The sequence below is a fragment of the Vibrio ulleungensis genome, from assembly GCF_016900875.1.
Taxonomy (GTDB): Bacteria; Pseudomonadota; Gammaproteobacteria; order Enterobacterales; family Vibrionaceae; genus Vibrio; species Vibrio ulleungensis.
Genome location: NZ_JAFEUM010000001.1, coordinates 166,974 through 178,488, shown reverse-complemented (window position 1 = coordinate 178,488; position 11,515 = coordinate 166,974). Strand labels below are relative to the sequence as shown.

Annotated in this window: 8 protein-coding genes; 5 read left to right on the top strand and 3 right to left on the bottom strand. The window is 46.4% G+C overall.

The features are described 5' to 3' along the window. The first annotated feature begins 174 nt into the window (after window positions 1-174). From JQC93_RS00885 to JQC93_RS00865, 5 genes are all read left to right on the top strand, one after another. Window positions 175-1,566, top strand: coding sequence for an HlyD family type I secretion periplasmic adaptor subunit (locus tag JQC93_RS00885; protein ID WP_205156595.1), 1,392 nt, complete (start codon window positions 175-177; stop codon window positions 1,564-1,566). A 9-nt stretch (window positions 1,567-1,575) separates the two neighbouring features. After that, entirely contained in the window at window positions 1,576-2,232 is a 657-nt protein-coding gene (locus tag JQC93_RS00880; protein ID WP_205156594.1) for a transglutaminase-like cysteine peptidase, read from the top strand. Between the two features lie 13 nt (window positions 2,233-2,245). Next, a complete protein-coding gene (locus tag JQC93_RS00875) occupies window positions 2,246-4,156 on the top strand; it encodes a bifunctional diguanylate cyclase/phosphodiesterase (protein ID WP_205156593.1) in 1,911 nt (636 codons plus the stop codon). Between the two features lie 15 nt (window positions 4,157-4,171). Next, window positions 4,172-6,286, top strand: coding sequence for a type I secretion system permease/ATPase (locus JQC93_RS00870; RefSeq protein ID WP_205156592.1), 2,115 nt, complete (start codon window positions 4,172-4,174; stop codon window positions 6,284-6,286). A gap of 183 nt (window positions 6,287-6,469) precedes the next feature. After that, complete coding sequence (locus JQC93_RS00865; RefSeq protein WP_205156591.1) at window positions 6,470-6,703, top strand: YdcH family protein; 234 nt, start codon at window positions 6,470-6,472, stop codon at window positions 6,701-6,703. 216 nt (window positions 6,704-6,919) lie between these two features. Here the strand turns inward: JQC93_RS00865 and JQC93_RS00860 are convergent, their stop codons facing one another. The 3 genes from JQC93_RS00860 to JQC93_RS00850 all read right to left on the bottom strand — a co-directional run bounded on the left by JQC93_RS00860 (window position 6,920) and on the right by JQC93_RS00850 (window position 11,416). Then, entirely contained in the window at window positions 6,920-7,516 is a 597-nt protein-coding gene (locus JQC93_RS00860) for an SOS response-associated peptidase (protein ID WP_205156590.1), read from the bottom strand. A gap of 35 nt (window positions 7,517-7,551) precedes the next feature. Continuing rightward, window positions 7,552-9,204 carry a DUF342 domain-containing protein gene (locus tag JQC93_RS00855; RefSeq protein ID WP_205156589.1) on the bottom strand — a complete coding sequence of 551 codons (1,653 nt, stop codon included), beginning with the start codon at window positions 9,202-9,204 and terminating at the stop codon, window positions 7,552-7,554. 139 nt (window positions 9,205-9,343) lie between these two features. After that, window positions 9,344-11,416, bottom strand: a complete 2,073-nt coding sequence (locus JQC93_RS00850) for a GNAT family N-acetyltransferase (protein ID WP_205156588.1) — start codon at window positions 11,414-11,416, stop codon at window positions 9,344-9,346. Window positions 11,417-11,515 lie beyond the last annotated feature (99 nt).

Sequence of the window (11,515 nt, the reverse complement as noted above, 5' to 3'; positions counted from 1 at the left end):
AGAAACTTGCCACGTTGGTACAACCCCGACTTAACATTTGTGTGATAACCCCGTAAAATCAAACGGTGTGCTGTAAAAATCAAGGAATGCTTTGCAGCACGGTTCGGGCTTGTCTCTAGTTAGTTAGTGCCCACCCACTTTTCACCGTAGACATACGGGAGCACATGGAAGTATATGGACAAAAAAGATCTTAAGCGGCTCAGTGCAGACGAATTGGATTTTGTCGACGACAAAACCGCGGCAATTCTGTTAAACACCCCGTCTCACGCGCGTATTTTATTATGGATATTGGTGCTGTTTTTTGGCTGTGCCATTGCTTGGGCGCACTGGGCAGAGATCGACAAAGTGACTGTAGGCTCAGGAAAAGTGATCCCAAGCTCCCAATTACAGGTGGTGCAAAACCTGGAAGGCGGCGTCGTTAAAGAGATCCTAGTTCGAGAAGGCGCGCAAGTTGTCGAGGGCCAACAACTGCTGCTCATTGATGACACCCGCTTTCGATCGGACTTTCGTGAACGCGAGCAGCAGGTTCTCAACCTAACGGCGAGCGTTTTGCAACTTTCTGCATCTGTTAGCAGTGTGCAAATCAGCGAAGATGTGAACCTTGGTAATTGGAAGGAAAGCGTCATCATCGACCTTAACAAGCTTGCTTTCCCACCCTCGTTTGAACAAGAAAATCCTCAACTCGCGTCTCGTCAAAAAGTGGAATACCGCCAAGATCTTCTTAATTTACGTAACCAAATCAGTCGTCTCGATCAACAAGTGGCTCAAAAACAACAAGACCTCGTTGAGATAAATGCTCGCATTCGAAGCCTCGAAGAGGGCTATCAGTTTGCTCAAGCAGAGCTCGAGCTCACTCAGCCACTCGCCGACGAAGGCATTGTGCCTAAGGTCGAGTTATTAAAACTGCAGCGTCAAGTCAACGACACTAAGCGAGAGCTCACCTCTTCGCAACTCACCGTACCTGTGCTTGAATCCGCCAGTCGTGAAGCGGTATTTGCGCGTATAGAAGCGGCGCAAAACTTTCGTTCTGAGCAGCAAGAAAAACTCAATAACGTGCAAGATGAATTGTCTTCATTAACCGAATCGACCATTGGCCTGCAAGACAAGGTCAACAGAACCACAGTGATATCGCCAGTAACAGGCACAATTAAGAAACTCTATGTTAATACCGTGGGCGGTGTGGTTCAGCCTGGCATGGACATTGTAGAAATCGTCCCAACAGAAGATACCCTACTGGTTGAAGCCAACATTCTCCCCAAAGACATCGCTTTTTTACGTCCAGGATTGCCGGCTATTGTGAAATTTTCGGCGTATGACTTTACTCGCTATGGCGGCTTACAAGGACAACTTGAACACATCAGTGCCGATACCATTCAAGATGAAGAAGGCAACAGTTACTACTTAGTCAGAATACGCACCGACAAAACAGAGTTTGGCCAGCAGGGAGAGCTTCCTATCATCCCAGGTATGACGGCCACCGTAGACATTATTACCGGAAAACGAACTCTGCTCGATTACTTGCTTAAGCCGATTATTAGTACCGGCAGCAACGCGCTGAAAGAGTAGGAACACCCTTTGCGTTTTTGGATATGGATATCACTAGCGTTATTAAGCGGCTTTACTGCAGCGCTAAATACGCAAGAGCAAAGGTGGGTATCTGCGGTCGAGTCGCTTTATGGTGAGGCAGCAGGTCGACGAGTCACTGCTTGGCGTAACTTAATTGCCGACCTGCATTCGCAGCCAGAGCAGCAAAAAATTGAGCAGGTGAATCAGTTTTTTAATCAGCTCAACTTTGTCGACGATATCGATTTGTGGGGTCAGAGTGACTACTGGGCGACCCCGCTTGAATTTTTAGGTGCCAATGCAGGGGATTGTGAAGACTTTACTATCGCCAAATATTTTTCATTGCGTGAACTGGGTGTATCCGACAACAAGCTACGCCTCATTTACGTAAAGGCGTTGGAGCTTAACCAATTTCATATGGTGTTGGCTTACTACTCCACACCGAGCGCCGTACCAATCATATTGGACAACTTGAACAAATCTGTACTGCCTGCGACGGCTCGCAACGATTTACTGCCGATTTACAGCTTTAATGCTCAGCACCTTTGGATCATGAAAGAGAACCCATCAGGCAAACTTGCTGGAAACTCTTCTCGGTTGAGCTTATGGAACAATTTGCAACAGCGAGAGCGCGACCTGTCGCTCAAGCTGCCTGTATTAAAATACTGAACGAGTAACGATTATGACACTATCTCGACAACTAGTGATTGGAATGATCTTGGTCTTTACCTTGCTACTGAGCGCGGTATTTACCATTGAGTTTCGATCGACACAGAATTACCTGATTGAGCAGCAACGCTCCGAAGTGCACAACACAATTAATACTGTGGGGTTGGCTCTCGCGCCCTATCTACAGGATAAAGATCATGTTGCCGCTGAGTCGGTCATAAATGCCCTGTTTGATGGCAGTTCATATTCGGTGGTTCGGTTGGTATTTTTGGATGATGGTCATGAAATTGTTCGCTCTTACCCCATCACCGCAAGCCATACCCCAAAATGGTTTGTCGACCTTGGCCTGTTCTATCCACAGCACGATAAACGTATTGTCACAAGTGGCTGGATGCAGTTGGCTGAAGTTGAAATTATTTCTCATCCAGGTCAAGCCTATGCTCAGCTCTGGAAAACCGTAAACAATCTTGGACTGCTGTTTATTTCGACGCTGCTGTTTGGGGTGTTCGCAATTTCTGTATTGGTGCGTAAAGCACTCACCCCACTCAACGCCATTTCAACCAAAATGCGCCAAGTGGCAAACAAGCAGTTTGGCGAGCCTCTTCCATTACCAAACACTAAAGAGTTGATCCCAGTTGTGGCAGGCATTAATTCGATGGCAAAACAAGTTGAAGCCAGCTTTATTCAACAAGCCAACGAAGCGGAAGCGCTCAGACAACAAGCCTACATGGATCCTGTATCTAAACTTGGTAACCGTAGTTTCTATATGGGGCAAGTCACTCAATGGTTAGAAGAAAGTGCGACTGGTGGATTAGCACTTATCAAAGCACCTTTCATAAAAACCGCTTACGACGAACTCAATTACGAACAAGCTGACAAGTTGGTTAGCAGTATGGGCGAGCATTTTGAAGCAACCCGTCCAACACAAGATACCGTTATAGCTCGACTCAGCGTCGATGAGTTCGCGTTTATTATCCCTAATGTTGGCGAGCAAGAGCTGAAAGATATTTTTGACAATTTGTACAGCTACGCCACTAACCTGCGTCCTGATCCTCTGGGCACTGCAGAGAAAGATTTATTTGCTGGGGTGCTGTTTAACGATGCTCCAAGCGATAAAGGCGCAATTTTGTCGCAGCTCGACAACGCATTGTCACTGGCGCTCTCTCAGCCAGAAATTAGCTTTGGTTTCGTTGGCAGCAAGCAGCAGCACACCAGTTTGGGCAAGCAGCAATGGTTAACGGCGGTGCAAGAAGCCATCACCAATGACAGCGTCGCCTTTCGCTTTCAAGCGGCCAAAGATGCGCAAGGCAATATCTACCACCAAGAAGTTCTTTCCGCTATTGAGATCAATGGTGAGCGTGCAGGTGCGAATCAATTCCTGTTTGCTCTCGATCAGCTCAAATCCGGAGCACTGTTTGATGAATACGTCATTGCCTCGATGATAGAAAAACTCGAGTCAAAAGAAATTACCACACCCATCGCAATCAACCTTACCCCAAGCAGTATTGAACAACCTAGCTTTATTCGCTGGTTGAATGACACGTTAGCAAAACACTCATCAATCTGCTCAATGCTGCACTTTGAGATCCCTGAAAGCAGCTTTATCGACAATCAACATCACACTGCGCTGCTTTGTCAGGCGATTGAACATCAAGGAGCGCTGTTTGGTATCGATCACTACGGCCGTCGTTTCCACAGTTTGGAATACATTAAACAGGCTAACCCTAACTACGTGAAGCTGGATTATTTATACACGCACCAATTGGAAGACGAACAGCAAAAATTCACGTTAACCTCGGTGGCCCGTACTGCGCAAAACTTGGGTATTAAGACCATTGCGTCGCGAGTCGAGACTCAAGATCAACTCGACTTTTTGCTGGAACACTATGTCGATGTGTTCCAAGGTTTCATTGTTAATCAATAAGCGGTTAGATTACTTATGCAAGATGCATTGCTTCACTCTCTTATCTATGTGAGCCGCTACTATGGGCTTTCAAATTCTCCCGAGGCGCTGGTTAACGGCTTACCTCTTGCCGATGGGCAGCTCACCCCATTTTTATTCACACGCGCTGCCAGTCGTGCGGGGCTACTCGCCCAAGAACATAAAAAGTCTCTGGCCGATATTTCTACTATCAGCTTACCAGCGGTTTTGCTGCTGGAGTCGGGTCAAGCTTGTGTGTTACTGAGCATTGATACCGAGTCTCAACAGGCGGAGGTCGTCACTCCAGACTCTCATAACGTGCCTATTTCTCAGTCTCTTAGTGAACTAGAGCAGCACTACATCGGCCGACTGTTTTTACTTAAAAAGCAGTTTCAGTTTGATCAGCGCTCGCCAGAGGTATTAAAACCCAAAGAGGGGCACTGGTTCTGGGGTACACTCTTTCAATCCAAACACATTTATCGTGACGTGTTGATCGCAACGATACTCATCAACCTGTTTGCGTTAGCCACCCCCATGTTTACTCGATTGGTGTATGACAAAGTCGTCCCCAACCTTGCCTTTGATACTTTGTGGGTCCTCTCGTCAGGGGTGCTGGTGGTGTTTCTGTTCGACTTTGCACTTAAATCTCTACGCGCCTATTTTATTGATGTTGCTGGGAAAAAGTCGGACGTACTCATCTCATCTAAACTGTACGAGAAAGTACTGGGAATGAGAATGGAAGCGAAACCCGCGTCAACGGGAGCGTTTGCCAAACATTTGCAAGAGTTCGAGTCTATTCGCGAGTTTTTCACCTCTGCAACGATTTCATCTCTTATAGACCTTCCCTTCGCCATTCTGTTTTTGGTTGTGATTTGGCTTGTCGCTGGCCCTGTAGTGATTGTTCCAATCATTGGTATCGTGCTGCTATTGATCCACTCTTTGATTATTCAGGGACCTCTAAGACGCAGTATTGAGGAAGGGTCGAGACTATCGTCGCAGAAATACGCAAACCTAGTAGAAAGCCTTGTAGGGCTTGAGTCGGTTAAGTTATTTAATGCACAAAGTCACTTCCAGTATCGATGGGAAGAAGCCGTCGCACACATGTCTAACTGGGCCATTAAATCACGCCGCTTAACGGACTCTATTCAAAATAGCGCCTCTTTGGTTCAGCAGCTCTGTAGCGTTGGAATGATCATTGTGGGTGTGTATCTGATTTCGGAAGGCGAGTTGAGCATGGGTGGTTTGATTGCCGCTACGATGCTTAGTAGCCGCGCTATCGGCCCAATGATTCAAATCGCTGTGCTCTCAACACGATACAACCAAGCCAAGTCAGCCATGACCATTATTGAGCAGATCATGCAAACGCCCGATGAACAAGTAGAAGGTCAGCGATACATCCACCGTCCGGTATTGCAAGGTAACATTGAACTCGAGAACGTGACGTTTAACTACCCAGAAGCACCGATGCCGTCAATTCGAAACCTATCTTTGCGCATCAAACAAGGTGAAAAGGTCGCGGTCATCGGCCGAATAGGCTCGGGCAAGACTACGCTCGAGCGCTTGATTATGGGATTATACCTTCCCACTCAGGGCTATATTCGTATTGATGAAACTGACATATCGCAGCTACACCATGTCGACCTACGCCGAAATATTGGTTGCGTGCCTCAAGACACCCAACTGTTCTTTGGTAGCATTCGTGACAACATCACCTTGGGACAAACCATAGTGGATGACCGTGAAGTGATGGAAGCGGCGCAGCGTGCTGGTGTCACCGCCTTCACTCAGCAGGATCCTGCGGGATTAGAAAGGCAAGTAGGTGAAAGCGGTCAATTGCTCTCTGGTGGCCAACGGCAGTCTGTTGCTATTGCTCGAGCATTACTGGGGCGTCCACCGATACTGATCATGGATGAGCCAACCAGCGCCATGGACAATCGCTCCGAGATGCACATTAAAACGCAACTGCGCCAGCTTAAAGACGATGAGACGCTGTTATTGATCACCCACAAAACCAGCATGCTAGACGTTGTTGATCGGCTAATTGTCATGGAGAAAGGCGCTATCATCGCTGATGGCCCTAAAGAGCAAGTACTGAAAGACCTACAACAAGGCAAAGTGAAAGGCGGCAGTTAACTTCGGTTTGTACAACTGCCAAACCGTAGCCACAGTTAGCCCCTCTTGATTTGATGCAGAGGGGCTTTTTTATAAGCGGCAATTAGTCTCAGATTTTGGGTGTAAATTTTGCTTTTTGACAAAGACTACCTACGCTTAAATTGGGTTCCCAAACGACTTCAATTAAATAAGAGGCTACGCACTATGTTAGGAGAAAATCACTCCCTTTTGCACGACTTCCCCGAGTACAAAGATCAAATCCAAACCTTGCTCAACAGTGACAGCAAGTTTGCTGAAGACACCAAAGCTTACAATGCACTAGATAAAGAAATTCGCACCCTGGAATTAAGAGACTCTCCTATCGATGACATCGAAATGCACCGCCTAAAGGCTCAACGAGCAGATTTAAAAGATGCTCTGTTTAGTCAATTCAAATAGAGCCTTATAGAAAGAGAGGGCCGTCAAACTGCCCTCTTTCCATTACTAATCTCAACCTTCTTAATCCCCCCACAGACAGAAAATCTCCTTAAATCACTGCTTCAGATTAGACATCAGAATAACTCTTCAAAGCCATAACGCTCGCGTTGTACTTGGATTTACACTGTAAAGACAAACATTAGACAGAACGGGAAAACATAGCGATAAGATTTAGATCTAAAACAGAGACATTTGTGCGCTTGGTTTAGCTGGGGGCTCGGCATTTGAAATGATAAACTCTTCGTCAGGCAGCACATTAAGCAGATGTGCGCGCTCGTCAATCGTGCCAAGTACCCAAGGCGTTATTTGGTCGTGATGAAGAATAAGAGGCATACGGTGGTGGTAATGACTGCACTGCTCCGTCGGCGAGCGAGTTAAGGTGACGACATTCCCATCTACGACAACGCCTGCCATATAGAGAACGGGGCTTTGGCCTTCAAACAAAAACTTTTGCTTTACCCCTTGTTGCGTCGACCATTCGTACCATCCGCTGCAAGGAACAACTACCGGTGAATGGGCGAACCCGTACTTAAATGTTGATTTACTGGCGACAGTTTCACTTTTGGCATTGATCAATAATTTGGACGACCACGCTGGTTGTACGCCCCACCCTAAGGCCGTTTGCTCAAAGCTATGATTAGACGAAGCAGATACAACAGAGAGCGACTGCGTCGGTCTAACGTCGTGATTGGTGGTTGTCCAAAACTCGATACCTAAGGTTTCAGACACTAATTGCGCGAGAGGGTCGGCTATTATGTTGAGTCGTCCACACATACGAATCGTTCCTAATCTGTAGCTTTAGTGAGTCACTATTCTGGCTTTATACTTTGGCGATCGATGTGGTATTTATCGAATGAAAACAAACTGTAATCGTGTTCACTGCGAGTGGTCACCACCTCTTCACCGTAGTGGATACTGACATGAGTATAGACCTTTTTCAAAACTTCAACGGTACAGTTTTCTAGATGATCATTAAGGGTTTCTTCTAATGTGTCTTTTCGCTTTTTAGCGACTTCGAGGTTACGTTGAGACTGCTCTCTATACTCATCGAGCGCTTGAACTTCTTCTTCGGTTCGCTCAGTTTTCGGCTTTTTCTTAAGCTCAATTTCTTTACGCACCACATCCATGGTTTTTTCTTGAGCCAAGGTGTACACCTTTTTTGCCTCAGCCAGATCGACAAGGTGCTGTTTGAATGCGCCAAACATGTTCACTTCCGTTGCCGCGTCTCCTTCGCTGCCCAGCTGAGAGCACAACAGTTTTCCACCGACATTGACCACACCACCGCTTAACAAGCCGCGGTTTCTTGATTGGTTGAGCACTGTGATGTCGCCTTTTGCGGTCAATAACGAGTTAATGCAATGTAGGCCAAGCTCGATGTCTTTTCCGCTTTTTATTTGTGCATTCAATGCGTAGCCGGCTATAACGCCTTGCTTAGCCGTCACTTGGCAATTGGACTCATCACCTGAAACCTGACCTATAATTCCTTTTGCAGCAGTGACCGTGCCGTGAGCCTGTACCGTTGCCGACTCAATAAATCCCGTCACTTTCACGTCGCCAGTGGCTTTCACCACCATACCTGGCTCTATATTACCTTCGACAACCACATCGCCTTTAAACCCGATATGACCCGTTGCAACCGACACAGAAGAGAGCAGCAATGCATCGTCTACATCCACACCATTATCTCGAACTTTAGGTAAGCCATTGCGTGCCGCAATCATGTAGGCGGGATCTTTCTTAGAGAGGCGACTGCCCGCAAACTCGCCATACGGGATATCTTTGCCTGGTTTTGGCGCTAAAACCGCTCCTGTGACCGTATAGCCTGGTGTACCCGGTGTTGCCGCAATGCGTTTCATTAACACGTCACCCGGTGCGACAGTGATCTGCTCGCCAAAATCTTTGAGGTCGACTTTTCCGGTTTTACTTTGGGATTCAACTTGGGGAGAGAGTACGCGAGTTCGGAAATCTTTGGTCATTGAGACAAAGCGGGTGTCTTTACCTGCAACGGCGTATTCACCTTTTGCTATTGGTTGTGAATGCCTTTCACCAGGTTTCAACTCTTTGGCGTCATTCAGCGCTTTCTTTAACGCTCGCTTATTAATTCCCTTAGTCACATGGGCCTTTGATAACGCATCCATGATCATTACCGGGGAGAGACTTTTCCCTCCATAAGCGCCAGTAACGTGTAAAACGGCCAACAAGTCATTATTTTGAAGTTCGATCTCAACGAGAGTGTCGACGCGCTCCGCTATGACCACTTTCTGGCTTTGTAATTTATCACCAGAATGAACCAGCCCTATAAAGGACTTAACTGCCTCGTCATCAACTTTAAATGATTCCGCTCCGACTTCTTGCAACGCCTGAGCTAATCCTTGAATATCAATATTGCCTTCACTGTGCTGACTATCGTCAATGATAGCCATCAAATTAGGCTCCTCGATAACCAGGTACTGTGTCCACATTTGATGTTCCTCAGAGATTGTTTTTCACTAAAGTTAACCGAATTCTATACTTTATGCTGCGCAAGCGGTCATAAAATCACACAAAAGTACTAGAGAATTTAACGATTTACACTGTAAATCGGAGTTTATACGGCTGACACTATGAGTCTAGTGTCAATTTACAGTGTAAATTCATCCACTCACTAACGGTGTCTCGAAGCCTTTGTTCAATCTGTCGACTACCTGTAACAGGGTAACGCTTAACTAATTGTTCTGTGCTCACATTTTTGATAAACACATCAATGAGCAAAGTTCTAAGCTCGATAGTTTGTAATGCAGAAGGATCGCTTCGTAGCCCCTCCATTACTGACGAGCGCACACTTGCAATGCTGTTTCCACCTTGGCCAAAGAGTTTCATCATATGTACGTCATTATTCGGTATTTGAAGAGTGTCAAAGCTACTTAACAAGATTAGCGCAAGTTCGCTATCAAGAGCCTTTGTTTCATGACTTAATTGATCTAGGAGCTGAGATCTAGAAACAGAAAGAGCCTGCGTAATCCACTCCATTGGCTTCAGCGAGTACAGCCAAATGCCTGAATATGTGCCACTACTGTTGTCTTTAGATACGCCCATTTTTACAAAGCGAAAACCACAATGCTCCCAGAAGCAAACTAAATCCTGAGTGACACCAAAGCTGGTAGAAATGAATTCAACCTCGCTTTTTTTGCGGTCTATCAACTGCTCAAGTAGATACTGCCCAACCCCGTGCTTCTGCCAACTCGGGTGTACGGCTATTCTCATTACTCGACAACTAGGCAATGATAGCGCCAGTTGCTCACCCAGGTGATTCGCCAAATTAGCTGCAACCAGATGACCTTTAGGGCGACGTTGCCCAGCTTGTACATCAGCCACTACATCTTGACTGACGCCACCTTCATCGACGGTGAGCAACACGCCAACTACACTATCGCGGATAGTAGCTACATTGAGAGATATTGCGTCATCGTCAAGCAAAGTAAATATATCGTTGGGAGAGGTCTGATAATGAGCGTTGACCAGTAGCCCTACACAAGAAGAGAGTAACGATGAATTGTTTAGCAACTCTGGCTTATCAATCGTGTTATAACACAGCTCGAGCTTGTTAACCGACTCAATAGTATCGGGCTCAGCAGACAGCAAAAATGTTTGGTTGAGCCAGTATTCGAGAGGATCGCGTGGCGCCCAACGCATCGGGTTTTCTAGGTGAAGTTGTTGCCAACCCTTGCGATGATTGTCTAGCCATTGCATAAACTTAAGCGAAAATCCTCTCCCGCATCCTTCGTATCCATGGATGGTGGAAGAGAAAACCAGTCGATGATAATGCTCAGCAATCGTTGTTAGTATTGGTAATGGAAGTGCTGATGCTTCATCGACAATAACAAGATCAGCAAAAGGCTGAGTTTCTATTAGTTCATCGGGCGCAATGAATCGAATCGAACTTCCTTGATACTCAAGTTTTGCCGAAGCGGAAATACCAAGGTTTTCTGCAGCGTACTGAAATAGTGGCTCGACGGCAGCACGTCTTGGCGCGGTAACAATGACTTGGCAACGTTGCTTTTGCAGTAGCTTGGCCAGTGCGAGTCCAATTCCAGATGACTTTCCCCTCCCCCGATCAGCCGTTACTACCAAAGGACGTTTGCGATGCCCAGTAACAACCTTACCTAAGGCGGGAACGATGTGTTCTTGTTCTGTGGTGTCACATTGATAGCGAGAATAGTGTATTTCAGAAAATAAGTCTTGAGCAGATGCACAAACCGGAGAGGTTCTATTTTCGTCGAAAAAGATTGTAGGTAACCGATCTAATGCAGCGCTAAGCCATTTCATCGAATGTGAGGACGGTTCATCTTGAATCGACAAAACCAATAGACCGTTTCCTGCAAGGCAACCTATCGCTGCGTTAAACCCATTGGCATCAAACGGTTGATCTAAGCTAATTGCAAGAAACTGACACTCGCTTCCAAGCAGCGTGCGAGCCTGCTTAAACATAACATGACGCCTAAAAGGTAATGGTTCCCAAGCAACAGCAATAGCATCGACAGTGCGAGAATCGAGAATACTGTCATAGTAGGTGCGAACTATCTCGGTCGCCCACTCTGTAGGGCCTTTTAGAACGACAACTGCGCGATGACCGATGTTTGCAGCTTGTTGATGCAACGAGACGATGCGCTGCAATTCCTGAGCTATTAGAGTCACATGAATACCTTTAACCTGAGTGCCCATCAAGTGTAACACGCAGATTTATGAGTGGTCATGATTGTTGTGAGCATTCTGTGTTATCAACTCTTGCAGATG